Annotated in this window: 11 protein-coding genes; 8 read left to right on the plus strand and 3 right to left on the minus strand. The window is 54.8% G+C overall.

Annotation, left to right across the window (positions count from 1 at the left end; translation table 11 throughout):
* Positions 1 to 191 precede the first annotated feature (191 nt).
* Positions 192 to 647, plus strand: a complete 456-nt coding sequence (locus ACN0VL_RS09520; RefSeq protein WP_417616771.1) for an aminoacyl-tRNA deacylase — start codon at positions 192 to 194, stop codon at positions 645 to 647.
* Between the two features lie 119 nt (positions 648 to 766).
* Here the strand turns inward: ACN0VL_RS09520 and ACN0VL_RS09525 are convergent, their stop codons facing one another.
* Positions 767 to 1,249 (minus strand): FKBP-type peptidyl-prolyl cis-trans isomerase, encoded by a 483-nt coding sequence (locus ACN0VL_RS09525; RefSeq protein WP_417616772.1) that lies wholly within the window; start codon positions 1,247 to 1,249, stop codon positions 767 to 769.
* 521 nt (positions 1,250 to 1,770) lie between these two features.
* On the opposite strand from ACN0VL_RS09525, the gene phaR reads away from it, so the two are divergent.
* The gene (gene phaR / locus ACN0VL_RS09530) at positions 1,771 to 2,310 is read left to right on the plus strand and encodes a polyhydroxyalkanoate synthesis repressor PhaR (protein ID WP_417616774.1); all 540 of its coding nucleotides are present in this window, start codon (positions 1,771 to 1,773) and stop codon (positions 2,308 to 2,310) included.
* Positions 2,311 to 2,365: 55 nt separating this feature from the next.
* On the opposite strand, the gene ACN0VL_RS09535 is transcribed toward phaR, so the two are convergent.
* The gene (locus ACN0VL_RS09535; RefSeq protein ID WP_417616776.1) at positions 2,366 to 2,995 is read right to left on the minus strand and encodes a phasin family protein; all 630 of its coding nucleotides are present in this window, start codon (positions 2,993 to 2,995) and stop codon (positions 2,366 to 2,368) included.
* Between the two features lie 617 nt (positions 2,996 to 3,612).
* Between ACN0VL_RS09535 and gcl the strand changes: the two genes are divergently transcribed.
* From gcl to ACN0VL_RS09565, 6 genes are all read left to right on the plus strand, one after another.
* Positions 3,613 to 5,388, plus strand: a complete 1,776-nt coding sequence (gcl, locus tag ACN0VL_RS09540) for a glyoxylate carboligase (protein ID WP_417616778.1) — start codon at positions 3,613 to 3,615, stop codon at positions 5,386 to 5,388.
* A gap of 65 nt (positions 5,389 to 5,453) precedes the next feature.
* Positions 5,454 to 6,236: a hydroxypyruvate isomerase gene (hyi, locus tag ACN0VL_RS09545; protein ID WP_417616780.1), complete on the plus strand. Its 783-nt coding sequence runs from the start codon at positions 5,454 to 5,456 to the stop codon at positions 6,234 to 6,236.
* A gap of 67 nt (positions 6,237 to 6,303) precedes the next feature.
* A complete protein-coding gene (gene glxR / locus ACN0VL_RS09550; RefSeq protein WP_417616871.1) occupies positions 6,304 to 7,230 on the plus strand; it encodes a 2-hydroxy-3-oxopropionate reductase in 927 nt (308 codons plus the stop codon).
* A 516-nt stretch (positions 7,231 to 7,746) separates the two neighbouring features.
* Positions 7,747 to 9,198, plus strand: a complete 1,452-nt coding sequence (locus tag ACN0VL_RS09555; RefSeq protein ID WP_417616782.1) for a YfcC family protein — start codon at positions 7,747 to 7,749, stop codon at positions 9,196 to 9,198.
* 205 nt (positions 9,199 to 9,403) lie between these two features.
* The gene (locus ACN0VL_RS09560) at positions 9,404 to 10,507 is read left to right on the plus strand and encodes a carboxynorspermidine decarboxylase (RefSeq protein ID WP_417616783.1); all 1,104 of its coding nucleotides are present in this window, start codon (positions 9,404 to 9,406) and stop codon (positions 10,505 to 10,507) included.
* 52 nt (positions 10,508 to 10,559) lie between these two features.
* Positions 10,560 to 11,798 carry a saccharopine dehydrogenase NADP-binding domain-containing protein gene (locus tag ACN0VL_RS09565; RefSeq protein WP_417616785.1) on the plus strand — a complete coding sequence of 413 codons (1,239 nt, stop codon included), beginning with the start codon at positions 10,560 to 10,562 and terminating at the stop codon, positions 11,796 to 11,798.
* Positions 11,799 to 11,940: 142 nt separating this feature from the next.
* On the opposite strand, the gene ACN0VL_RS09570 is transcribed toward ACN0VL_RS09565, so the two are convergent.
* Positions 11,941 to 12,756, minus strand: coding sequence for an IclR family transcriptional regulator (locus tag ACN0VL_RS09570; RefSeq protein WP_417616787.1), 816 nt, complete (start codon positions 12,754 to 12,756; stop codon positions 11,941 to 11,943).
* Positions 12,757 to 12,972: the final 216 nt, after the last annotated feature.

Consider the following 12,972-nt stretch of genomic DNA (forward strand, 5'->3'; position numbering starts at 1 on the left):
ATCACCTCGTTCATTAAAACGGGTAATCTACGGTATTAAAAGTGGGCTAAACAGGTGCGGATGCAGTGACGCTTACTGTCTTTAACTTGTTTAGTCTTTCTCTTATAGCTTCAAGCTTCCGGCTGGGATCCCCTCATAACCTATACTTCAACCATCAACTGATGTTCCGTATCTGTCGAGGAGAACTGACTATGCCGGCCCAACGATTGAAGCAATACCTGGATCAACAGGGGGTCAAGTATCGGGTGATTACCCACTCGCCGGCGTTTACCGCTCAGGATGTGGCCGAGTCCGCCCATATACCGGGCAGCGTGATGGCCAAGGTGGTGATAGTGACGCTGGATGATCAGATGACAATGATAGTGGTACCCGCCCCCAAGCGGATCCATACCGACAGCCTGGCCCAGGCTCTGTCGGCAAAGGCGGCGACTCTTCTGCATGAAAACGACTTCCGCGAGCAGTTTCCCGACTGCGAAGTTGGTGCCCTGCCTCCCTTTGGCAACCTGTATCACATGCCGGTGTATATCGACGCCGAACTCGCACACCAGCAAGAGATCGTGTTCAGCGCCGGCAGTTACCGAGAGCTGTTCAGCCTGCCCACGAAAGACTACCTGAGACTGGTTCAGCCCAAGACGTTTGCCGACTAGCCCAGGCGTGTGCCGTATGCACGCCCAACAAAAAGGCCGAGCAACAGCCCGGCCTTTTTTGATCTTTAACTTACAGCGTAAAGCGTACCGCTTACGGCCTCACTAAAAGCGGCAAGCTTTTAGTGCTGGTGACCACCTTCGCCGTGGGCGTGGCCGTGGGCCAGCTCTTCTTCGGTGGCGGCGCGTACGCTGACCACTTCCAGATCAAAATTCAGCGTTAAGCCGGCCAATGGGTGGTTCATGTCTACGTCGGCCATAAACTTGCCCACCTTGGCGACCACAACCTGACGCACCCCCTGCTCGGTGTGCACTGTGGCCATCATGCCCGCTTTCCACTTCTTGGCACCTTGCAGATGCTTGACCGGTACGCGCTGGATCATGTCGTCCTTGCGCTCGCCGTAACCTTCTTCCGGCGTCAGGGTGATGCTGAAGCTGTCGCCTTCCTCTTTGCCAGTCAGCGCTTTTTCTATGCCTTCCATCATGCTGTTATGGCCGTGCAAGTACGCCAGTGGCGTGTTGCCGACGTTAGTGTCCAGCACCATGCCGTCTTCGTTTTTTAAGGTGTAGTTGAACTGAACTACTGTGTTATCTGCAACTTGCATCGGAGATCCCGTTCTAGCTTGAATAAAATAGAGAGAAATAATAACAGATGACACTGCCCGTGAAGAGCAAAACAGAGCGTTAAGCCTGCCGCTGTAAGCCAGAAGTTAAGATCAACGGCAGCATAAAACGTAAACAAGATACCGGAGCTACGTCATGCTGAACTTGATTCAGTACCGGCAAGACGGCACCGGACAGACACCGGAGCCAGGCTTCAAGACTATCTTGCGCCGCAGCAACGACGGCTAAAACGCTGCCCAGCCAGTGGCTGCCTTATTCCCTTAGCCCTGGCCCTGGTCCTGGCGCCATATTTACCTCTTTTCCCATTCTCCCTTCACTCCTCACCCTTTACTCACCCTTCACATTCTCTTTTTCCGTGGGTTCCGTGAATTCCGTGGCAAAAAGAATCTTAACGCCCTGTGTTTAGTCGAGTGCCAGGCGGCGCTATCTCGTGCCAAATTGAGAGCCGTGGGGGTTTGGGATACACTGACAGTTAAATTAGCTGGTCGAGAAGTACTGTCGCATGTCAAAAACTCAAGACAATATCCGTATTATCAAGAAATACCCCAACCGTCGGCTGTACGACAGCTACACCAGTAGCCATGTCACCCTGGTGGATATCCGCCGCCTGGTACAGGAAGAAGAACCGTTTCAGGTCGTGGATGCCAAAAGCGGCGAAGACATCACCCGCAGCATTCTGCTGCAGATCATCCAGGAAGCGGAAAGCGACGGCAATCCGATATTCTCCAGCGCCATGCTGAAAAACATCATCCGTTTTTACGGCCCCTTTCAGGGCGTGCTGGGCAGCTATCTGGATGAAAGCATTCAGTCGGTTATCGACATTCAGGCACAGGCCGGCTCGCAATCATCACAAGCCTGGGCCGAGTACATGCAAGGCCAGGTGCCCATGATGCAAGACATGATGCGCCAATATGTCGAGCAGTCCCGCAACCTGTACATGAACACCCAAAACATGTTCGGCCTGTTTGGCGGCTTCGGCAATCAGCCCGAGCAAAAAGCCGACCCCAAGGCCGACGACGAAAAAAAAGGCGATAAGGAGTAATCCTTATCGCCTAAACGATTAACCGCTGTTATTAGTCGTTATTGGTCGTTATTAATTATTTACCGCGGGTAGTCTTGGCATTGCTGCTCGCTTGGGCAGCCGCTGCTTTGGTGGCAGCACTAATGTTCTTTTCGGTCGCTTCTACTACCTGACGAGCCGTCTTTTCAGACTGCTCTGAAGCCTGCTTTACCGCGTTTTCTGTGATTTCAGTGGCACTTTTAGCCGCTTTTTGGGCTTGCTCATAGGCTTCGTTAGCCTGGGTAACCGCTGTTTTCAGTGCGGCTACTGCCGATTCGCTTCCTGCTGGTGCGTGGCCAGCCAACTGCTCAATCGCTTCATTCAGCTGCTGGCTACCGGCGGCAATCTGCTGCTCGGCAAACTGGCCGATCTGCTGCTGGCTGTCGCTTAATACGGCAGCGACTTCACGGTTGAAGGCAAGCTGGCGATCCAACAGCGCGCTTGGGCTGAATACGGAGCTTTGCAACTCGAAGAATTCCTTGGCATCGCGTACGGCCAGCAACTTGTTGGCGTAGTCATACTGAGCGCTGCTCAATTCGGTCAGGGCATTCTGTTGCAGCTGACCCAGCTTGGTGGCGCCGGCAAACAGGTTGCTGGACAGGCCTTGCAGCAGGTTCAAGTTGGCTTGCTGAATGGTTTGCAGTTTTGAAAAATCGAACAATGACATTGTATCTCTCCTGAAGAATAAGGGGCTCTTGGCCGGGTACGCCAGCAAGAAAAACATCATCAATTCGTTTCTTAGCAGCGGCGCACAACCTAATACTGCACCGCACAAAAGAGTTTTGCAAGCGATTCTTTGTGCAGCGCACAAAAAATCGTTTTCCCAGCTTCCACACCATTCTCCCTCCCGGTCAGCGGCGGCCAGCCAGCTACCGAAAGGCAAAACAGTCCAAGAGATCAACGGCTTCATCCCGCGCTGCACATGCGCCTGCTTGGGTACTTGTTTGTGCACTTCTGAGTCAAGCGCAGTAAATTCAAACCCAAAAAAGTTCACAATAAACCAACAGAATGTATACCAGATATTTATGTTGTCATATTATTGTTATCATGCGTGCGCTGGGTCACACTTAACCGGTATTCACGCAGACAATCGTCGAATGTTTAGACAAATAAGTTCCACATTGTAAAAACGATTTCCAAAAATAGATTGATCGACCCGTTTTTTTTTGTATCATCAGGCTATGGATTAGGTGGTTGTTAACCGTTTTGGCAAACGAAAGCACGGCCACTGCATGGATAATCAACAATGGTGCCGAGCGCGCCTCAGATGAATGGATACATATTATGGCTAAAATGAAAGCAATCGAAGCAGTCGCCAAAATCCTCGAATTGGAAGGTGTGACCAAAGCCTTTGGCGTTCCCGGCGCCGCTATCAACCCCTTTTACGCGGCACTGCGTGGCCTGGGGACCATAGAGCACGTGTTGGCGCGCCACGTTGAAGGCGCGTCACACATGGCCGAAGGCTACACCCGTGCCAACCCGGGCAACATAGGTCTGTGTATCGGTACTTCCGGCCCTGCCGGTACCGATATGATTACCGGCTTGTACTCGGCCTCTGCCGACTCGATTCCCATTTTGTGCATCACCGGTCAGGCGCCACGGGCGCGTATGCACAAAGAAGACTTTCAGGCCGTAGACATCGAATCTATCGCCAAGCCAGTATGCAAATGGGCCGTGACCGTAATGGAGCCGGCACAGCTGCCGGGTACCTTCCAGCAGGCTTTCCACATCATGCGCTCGGGTCGCCCAGGCCCGGTACTGATCGACATGCCGTTCGACGTACAGATGGCTGAAATTGAATTCGATCCCGAAGCCTACCAGCCAATGACGGCCTACAAGCCGGCCGCCACGCGCATTCAGATCGAAAAAGCGCTGACCATGCTGAACGAAGCCGACAAGCCGCTGCTGGTATCGGGTGGGGGTGTGATCAACGCCAACGCCGACGCCCAGCTGACCGAGTTTGCCGAGCTGGTCAACGTACCCGTCATTCCTACCCTGATGGGCTGGGGGACGATTCCTGACGACCACGCGCTGATGGCCGGTATGTGTGGTCTGCAAACCTCGCACCGTTACGGTAACGCCAACCTGCTGGCCTCCGATTTTGTGCTGGGTATCGGTAACCGTTGGGCCAACCGCCACACGGGGTCTGTCGAGGTGTACACCCAGGGTCGCAAGTTCGTGCACGTAGACATAGAGCCGACGCAGATCGGTCGCGTATTTGGCCCGGATCTGGGTATCGTCTCCGACGCGGGCGCCGCGCTGGATCTGTTTCTGGAAGTGGCCAAAGAGTGGAAAGCCGCAGGCAAGCTGAAAGATCGCAGTGCCTGGGTTGCCGAATGCCAGGAGCGCAAGCGCACCATGCAGCGCAAGACCCACTTCGACAACACCCCGATTAAACCACAGCGTGTCTACGAAGAAATGAACAAGGCTTTTGGCCGTGATACCACTTATGTCTCTACCATAGGTTTGTCACAAATTGCGGCCGCCCAGTTTTTGCACGTGTACAAGGCGCGTAACTGGATCAACTGTGGTCAGGCGGGTCCCCTGGGTTGGACTATTCCTGCCGCCCTGGGTGTGGTTGCTGCCGATCCGGGTCGTAAGGTCGTGGCGCTGTCGGGTGACTATGACTTTCAGTTCATGATTGAAGAGCTGGCGGTCGGTGCCCAGTTTAAACTACCGTACATACACGTGCTGGTGAACAACTCTTACCTGGGTCTGATCCGTCAGGCACAGCGCGGCTTCGACATGGACTTCTGTGTACAGCTGTCGTTCGAAAACATCAACTCCCCCGAGCTGGGCGAGTACGGTGTCGACCATGTGAAGGTGGTTGAAGGCCTGGGCTGTAAAGCGATTCGCGTGTTCAAGCCGGAAGACATTGCACCGGCACTGGAAGAAGCCAAGCAGCTGATGGCCCAGTTCTCGGTACCCGTCGTCGTGGAAGTGATTCTTGAGCGTGTGACCAACATCTCCATGGGTGTTGAAATTGACGCGGTTAACGAGTTTGAAGAACTGGCAGAGCGAGGCGCCGATGCCCCTACTGCTATCTCTTTGCTCGACTAATATGACGCTAACGCCCGGCCAGCAGGCCGGGCTGTGCTTGCCCCCAATCAATAAAGGACATTGTTATGCCTAAATTAGCTGCCAACTTGTCTATGCTGTTTACCGAAGTGGCCTTTTTGGATCGCTTTGCCGCGGCCGCCAAGGCTGGTTTCACGGGTGTGGAATATTTGTTCCCTTACGCCGAAACGGCAGCAGACATTAAAGCCCGCCTGGATGCCAATGGCCTGACCCAGGTGCTGTTTAACCTGCCCGCCGGTAACTGGGACGGCGGCGAGCGCGGCATTGCCTGCCATCCGGATCGGGTTGCAGAATTTCAGGCCGGTGTTGACAAGGCGATTGAATACGCCAGGGTGCTGGGTAACAGCCAGGTAAACTGCCTGGCCGGTATTCAGCCTGCTGGCGTGTCTGATGAGCAGGCCGAAGCCACCTTTGTTGCCAACCTGAAATTTGCCGCCGACAAGCTGGAAGCGGCCGGCATCAAGCTGGTAATGGAAGCCATCAATACCCTGGATATTCCCGGTTTCTTCCTGAACACCACCCAACAAGCGCAGTCTATTCGCGAAAAAGTAGGGAGCGCCAACCTGTATCTGCAGTACGACATCTATCATATGCAGATCATGGAAGGCGACCTGGCGCGCACCATCAAAAACAACTTAGGCGCAATCAACCACGTACAGCTGGCTGATAACCCGGGTCGTCACGAACCGGGCACCGGGGAGATCAACTACGAATTCTTGTTCAAGTACCTGGACGAAGTGGGCTACGACGGCTGGATTGGCTGCGAATACAAGCCGGCCACCACTACCGAAGCCGGTCTGTCCTGGTTGGCAAAATACAAGCTGGGCTAACTCCGAACCGGGCCGCCATTGGCGGCGTTGAGTCTTTTTAAGGTCACAGAGGCCAGCATGAAACAGCCTGGCGTCTGTCGTCCTACAAGCCAAAAAGGAACATACGATGAAAATAGGTTTTATCGGTACCGGTATCATGGGCAAGCCCATGGCTGCCAACCTGCAACAAGCGGGTCACACCCTGTATTTCTCCGAGCATCACAAAAAGGCCCCGGCCGACCTGCTGGGTGACAACGGCATCGCGCTGGCCAACCCGGCCGCCGTGGCCCAGGCCGCCGACATCATCATCACCATGGTGCCCGATACCCCTCAGGTTGAAGAAGTGCTGTTTGGTGAGAGCGGGGTTGCCGAAGGCCTGTCTGCCGGCAAAATCGTGGTCGATATGTCTTCCATCTCGCCGATTGCCACCAAGGTTATCGCCAAGCGCGTTAACGAAACCGGTGCCGACTACCTGGACGCGCCGGTATCCGGCGGCGAAGTCGGTGCGATCAACGGGGCGCTGACCATTATGGTGGGCGGCGAGCAGTCTGTGTTCGACAAGGTCAATCCGCTGTTCGAAGTCATGGGCAAGAACATTACCCTGGTTGGCGGTAACGGTGACGGCCAAACCTGTAAGGTGGCCAACCAGATCATAGTGGCGCTGAACATTGAAGCCGTTGCAGAAGCCCTGGTATTTGCTTCTAAAGCCGGTGCCGATCCGGCCAAGGTGCGTGAAGCGCTGATGGGGGGGTTCGCGTCTTCCAAGATCCTGGAAGTGCACGGCGAGCGTATGGTCAAGGGGACCTTCGATCCGGGCTTCCGCATTGCCCTGCATCAGAAAGACCTTAATCTGGCCCTGACCGGGGCGCGCGAACTGGGTGTGTCGCTGCCGAATACGGCGGGCGCGCAAGAGTTGTTCAACACCTGTAACGCGCTGGGCGGTGCCGGCTGGGATCACTCCGGCCTGGTTAAAGCACTGGAGCACCTGGCCAACCACAACATTCGCGGCGAATAAATCCATACAGCCGCCAGCTTAAGGTGGCTGAACAAGCAAGAATCGGGGCAGATAGCGATAAGTACGAACTTTCACTCAGGGGGCTTTGTGTCAGATCTTAATTATCGCTTGTGCTGCCCCACCCCCCTTTCATGACCGTCGGTCATGGTAGCCGCTCCTGGCCTGTCTCCCCGACAACACCAGGATCCAGGCAGAACTCAATTTAGCTTCATCCCTCGCATACCGCTGGCTCCCGGCACCCACTGCAGCACATATTGATTGTTTGAACGGTCATTGCTTTGCACGCACCTCCAATCGACTCCACCGTCGCGATTCACGTTTACCATCCCGGTTGCACTGTATAAAAATAAACAGTCAAATAGTTGCAATTTTGTAAACAAAATACTAATAATGCCCGCCATTCGGCGTGCTGGTTACCCTGTTTCGCTGAATATTGAGTTAAAGATGTTACCTGCCGGCCCCCTAACAACGACGCACAGGCTTACCGCAGTACTTGATTCAGGAAAGAGTAATATAATGAAACCTACCTCTCAGGCAGACGAGTTGCCGCACGATACCGCTAAAAAGCACAAAAAATCGTTCGAAATGCCCCACATCTACGTCATCTTGTTTGTGTTCAGCGCCATTGCCGCCGTGCTGACTTATATAGTACCCGCCGGCCAGTACGATCGGGTGCCCGGCCCCAACGGCCGTACCACCATAGACCCCAACTCCTATCAGGTGATCGAGTCCACTCCGGTCGGTCCGGTCGACTTTATGCTGGCCATTCCCAAGGGACTGATGGATGCGGGCACAGTGGTGTTCTTCACCTTTATGATCGGTGGCATGTTCATGGTGCTGCGCCGCACCGGCATCATCGAAATCGGGGTCGATAAGCTGACCCGCCGCTTTGCCAATAACACCATAGTGATCATTCCGGTCTTGATGACCACCTTCGCGGTGATCGCCACCCTTATCGGCACCCAGGAACTGGCGCTGGTCTATGTGCCCGTGATACTGCCGCTGATGATCGCCCTGCGCTTCGACTCCATGACCGCCGCCGCCGTTGCGCTGTGTGCGACCACCGCTGGCTTTACCGCCGGGGTACTCAACCCCATTAATACCGGTCTGGGCCAGCAGCTGGCCGACTTGCCGATCTATTCCGGGTTGCTGCTGCGGGCGCTGGCGTTCGCTGCCATTCTGCTGGTCGGCATCTTCTATGTCACCCGCTATGCGCTCAAGGTGCGTAATAATCCGGCATTGAGCCTGATGGGCGATGACGCCAAGGAAAAAGAAAAACGGGCCCGTTATCAGCACAGTGCCAACGAGGCGGCACTCACCGCCACCACGCGCCAGAAATGGGCTTCTCTTGCCGCCTTCGGTTTCTTCGCTCTGCTGGTGTGGGGTGTGATGACCCGCGGCTGGTTCATGATGGAAATGGCCGGGCTGTTTGTCATCATGGGGGTGGTGGTTGGTCTGATTGCCGGCCTTAAAACCGAAGAAATCAGTGAAGGCTTCAACGAAGGCTTCCGAGACGTACTGGTCGGTGCCATGATCTGCGGCATCGCCCGGGCGGTGGCCGTGATACTGGAAGATGGCCAGATCATGGATACCCTGGTGTATAACCTGGGTAACCTGGTGGGTGGCTTTCCGGCCATGTTCTCGGCCATTGGCATGTTCTTCGCCCAGCTGGGCTTCAACTTTGTCATTCCATCGGGCAGCGGCCAGGCACTGGTGACCATGCCCATCATGGCTCCCCTGTCTGATCTGGTTGGCGTGACCCGCCAGACCGCCGTGCTGGCCTTCCAGCTAGGTGACGGACTCGGCAACATCTTGTATCCGACCTCGGGTTATTTCATGGCTACCCTGGCCCTGGCCGGTGTCTCCTGGAACAAGTGGATCAAGTTTTTCCTGCCGCTGTTCGCGGTCTGGATCAGCATCGCCATGGGCTTCCTGGTGTTTGCTCAAGTCACCCAGTGGATTGGCTAACGATATTCACCCCGGCAACGACCACAGGCTTCCCCCGGGAAGCCTGTTTCATAACCGGCCGCCGAGCACTGGTGGCTTGGCGATAACCGTGGTCCAAAGGGGTCAATTTTTACTCGAAGCATGGGTCAGTTTCCACTATACTCGTGCGCTTTAAATTTCCCGTGCTCCCGCCGGGTGGTTAAACCGAGCAAGAGGGTATGCCCTGGTGATTAAGACGCCGTACTATCTCATCGACAAAGCCGCGCTGCTGCGCAACATGGAGAAGATTGCCTATGTGCGAGAACACTCCGGTGCCAAGGCGCTGCTGGCGCTGAAATGTTTTGCTACCTGGTCGGTATTCGACCTGATGAGCCAATACATGGACGGGACCACCTCGTCTTCGCTCAATGAAGTCAAACTCGGCAAGCTCAAGTTTGGTGGTGAAACCCATGCCTACAGCGTGGCCTATGCCGACGACGAAATTGCAGAGGTGCTGGCGCATTCCGACAAGATTATTTTCAACTCTGTTGGCCAGCTCGAGCGCTTTGCCGACGCTTCGGCCCAGCATACCCGCGGCTTGCGCCTCAATCCTGGCGTGTCCAGCTCTGCCTTTTTAATTGCCGATCCCTCCCGCCCCTTTAGTCGCCTGGGCGAATGGGATGCCAACAAGGTCGCCGGTGTTATCGAGCACATTTCGGGCTTTATGATCCACAACAACTGCGAGAACAGCGACTTTGCCCTGTTCGACCAGATGCTGTCCGAAATTGAAGACAAGTTTGGCAGCTTGCTGGAACAGCCGCACATCAACTGGCTCAGCCTGGGTGGCGGCATTCACTTTACCGGTGAAGGCTACCCGCTCGACCGGTTCTGTGCCCGCCTGAAAGCCTTTTCCGAGCGCTACGGGGTGCAGCTGTATCTGGAGCCCGGTGAGGCAGCCATTACCATGACCACCTCGCTGGAAGTCACCGTGCTGGATACCCTCTATAATGGTAAGCAGTTGGCCATTGTCGACAGCTCGATTGAGGCACACATGCTGGATCTGCTGATTTATCGCGAGACGGCCAAAATGGCGCCCAGTAACGGGGAGCATGAATACATGGTGTGCGGCAAGTCCTGCCTGGCCGGCGATATCTTCGGTGAGTTCAACTTCGACCGCGAACTCAAGGTAGGGGACCGGCTGTCTTTTATCGACGCCGCCGGCTACACCATGGTGAAGAAAAACTGGTTCAATGGCGTGAATATGCCCGCCATTGCCATACGTCAGCTCGACGGCAACATAGAGCTGGTTAAGGAGTTCGGTTTCGACGACTTTGTAAACAGCCTCTCCTGAGGCATTAATCACCCATAACAAAGCCTTTCAAGGAGGCGGTTAGAGGAAGAAGATGAAGAAAAACGTTCTGATTATTGGTGCCGGTGGTGTCGCCCAAGTCGTAGCACACAAGTGTGCGCAACATAATGATGTTCTGGGTAACATCCACATCGCCTCGCGCACTGTCGAAAAGTGTCAGCAAATTGTCGACAGTGTTCGGGAAAAGGGCAGTTTGAAGACTGCCGGTGAGTTGCAAGCTCACGCCTTGGATGCGCTCGATATTGAAGCCACCAAAGCGTTAATTGACAAAACACAGTCGCAAATGGTGATCAATGTCGGTTCGCCTTTCATCAATATGTCGGTGCTGCAGGCTTGTATTGAAACCGGTGCCGCTTACCTTGATACCGCTATTCACGAAGATCCTTCCAAGATCTGTGAAACCCCACCCTGGTATGCCAACTACGAGTGGCAGCGCAAGCAGCTGTGCGCCGACAAGGGCATTACCGCTATTTTGGGTGTGGGCTTCGATCCCGGCGTGGTGAATACCTATGCCGCCGCCGCAGTAAAAGAATACTTCGACACCGTTGATTCCATCGACATCATCGATATTAACGCGGGCAGCCACGGTCGTTACTTTGCCACCAACTTCGATCCGGAAATCAACTTCCGCGAGTTTACTGGTCGTGTCTGGTCCTGGCAGAATCGCGAGTGGGTGCAGAACAAGATGTTTGAAGTCAAGCGCACCGACGACCTGCCCGTTGTGGGCAGCCAAACCAGCTACATGACAGGTCACGACGAAGTGCACTCGCTGTCACAAAACCTGGATGTGCCCAACGTGCGCTTCTGGATGGGTTTTGGTGAGCATTACATCAACGTTTTCAACGTCCTCAACAGCCTGGGTCTGTTGTCCGAGCAGCCGGTCACCACGGCCGAAGGCCAGCAAGTGGTCCCGCTGAAAGTGGTCAAGGCCGTACTGCCCGATCCCTCTTCCCTGGCCCCCGATTACACCGGCAAAACCTGTATTGGTGATGTGGTTAAGGGCAAAAAAGACGGCAAGGACAAAGAAGTCTTTATCTATAACGTGGCCGACCACAAGGAAGCCTACAACGAAGTGGGCAGCCAGGGGATTTCCTACACCGCCGGCGTACCACCGGTCGCCGCCGCCCTGCTGATCGCCTCCGGCGAGTGGGATGTGTCGCGCATGGTCAACGTAGAAGAGCTGCCGCACCGCCCTTTCATTAACCTGCTTAATGAAATGGGTCTGCCAACGCGTATTAAAGACGAACATGGCGATCGCCCGCTGAGCTTCTAAGCCCAGCTTTTACACCGAAACGGCTAAGCGAGAACCTAAAAGGCCAGTCCCACCGGACTGGCCTTTTTTATGGCTGAAAAGCAGCTTTAAACGACAAAACCTAAAGAGCATTTTTGCCACGGAATCCGTGACGAAGAAGTCTTTATCTTTTAGGAGCCTTGCCAGCAATCGCCTGGGTGACTTCTTGTGCCGCTTCCATGACCAGCTGGCTCAAGTGCGCCAGGCGCTCCTGCTTCACCCGTACCGCCGGGCCAGAAATGGAAATCGCCGCCACTGCCTCACCGTATTCGTTGTAAATATTGGCAGCAATACAACGCAAGCCTTCAAACTGCTCTTCATCGTCCAGGGCATAGCCTTGCTGCTGAACATGACGCAGCTCTGCAGCAAACTGGTCGGCATCGGTAATGGTATGCTCGGTAAACGCCACCATATCGGTTTGCTGAATTAACGCCATGGCCTCTTTTTCCGGCACCACAGACAACAGCGCCTTGCCGACGCCAGAGGCATAAAGCGGCGAGCTGCTGCCCAGTGACACCACCATGCGCATGGTTTGCGGTGACTCCACCTGCCCCACATAGACCACCCTGTCCTGCTCTAAAATAGCCAGGTTGGACGTTTCACCGGTGTCGGCGACCAGCCGCTTCATGAAGGGCCGAGACTGGGCGATAACATCGCGCTTTTTCAGATAGGCATTGCCCACGGCAAAGGCACTCACGCCTATGCTCCACAGCCCCTGAGTGTCATCCACATCCACAAAGCCGTGGCTGCGCAAGCTGTTCAACAAGCGGTGCGTGGTAGAAGGTGCCAGCCCCAGGCTAGTGGCGACTTCGGTAAGCGACATGCCCATGTCGGAGGCAGCCAGGCACTCGAGTAACAGCAAGGCACGAGAAAGGGACTGCACTTGTGTGCCGCCTGCTTTAGCCGCTTTTGTTTTGTTGGGTTTTATTTCTTCGGTCATGATATTGCCATGATCTGCAGATACTTAACGCCATTGTATGGCTATTCTTCCGTTAAGTCCTGTTTGTATTCTGTGAGGGGGGTTGTGAGGTGAGGCGTGAGGGGTGAAGCGCAAAACACCGGGCCTGCTGGTTCGGGGGTTATCCCTCACCCTTTACGCCTCACGCTTCACTGAATCCCGGACAACAAAAAGCCAGCTACTTGAGCTGGCTTTTTT

The organism is Oceanisphaera sp. (assembly GCF_048268965.1).
Lineage (GTDB): Bacteria > Pseudomonadota > Gammaproteobacteria > Enterobacterales > Aeromonadaceae > Oceanimonas.

Excerpts from the sequence above, each read along its gene's own strand:
- ACN0VL_RS09520 (WP_417616771.1), top strand. The coding sequence starts at position 192 with ATGCCGGCCCAACGATTGAAGCAATACCTGGATCAACAGGGGGTCAAG.
- ACN0VL_RS09525 (WP_417616772.1), bottom strand. The coding sequence starts at position 1,249 with ATGCAAGTTGCAGATAACACAGTAGTTCAGTTCAACTACACCTTAAAA.
- ACN0VL_RS09535 (WP_417616776.1), bottom strand. The coding sequence starts at position 2,995 with ATGTCATTGTTCGATTTTTCAAAACTGCAAACCATTCAGCAAGCCAAC.
- phaR (WP_417616774.1), top strand. The coding sequence starts at position 1,771 with ATGTCAAAAACTCAAGACAATATCCGTATTATCAAGAAATACCCCAAC.
- ACN0VL_RS09555 (WP_417616782.1), top strand. The coding sequence starts at position 7,747 with ATGAAACCTACCTCTCAGGCAGACGAGTTGCCGCACGATACCGCTAAA.
- gcl (WP_417616778.1), top strand. The coding sequence starts at position 3,613 with ATGGCTAAAATGAAAGCAATCGAAGCAGTCGCCAAAATCCTCGAATTG.
- hyi (WP_417616780.1), top strand. The coding sequence starts at position 5,454 with ATGCCTAAATTAGCTGCCAACTTGTCTATGCTGTTTACCGAAGTGGCC.
- ACN0VL_RS09565 (WP_417616785.1), top strand. The coding sequence starts at position 10,560 with ATGAAGAAAAACGTTCTGATTATTGGTGCCGGTGGTGTCGCCCAAGTC.
- ACN0VL_RS09570 (WP_417616787.1), bottom strand. The coding sequence starts at position 12,756 with ATGACCGAAGAAATAAAACCCAACAAAACAAAAGCGGCTAAAGCAGGC.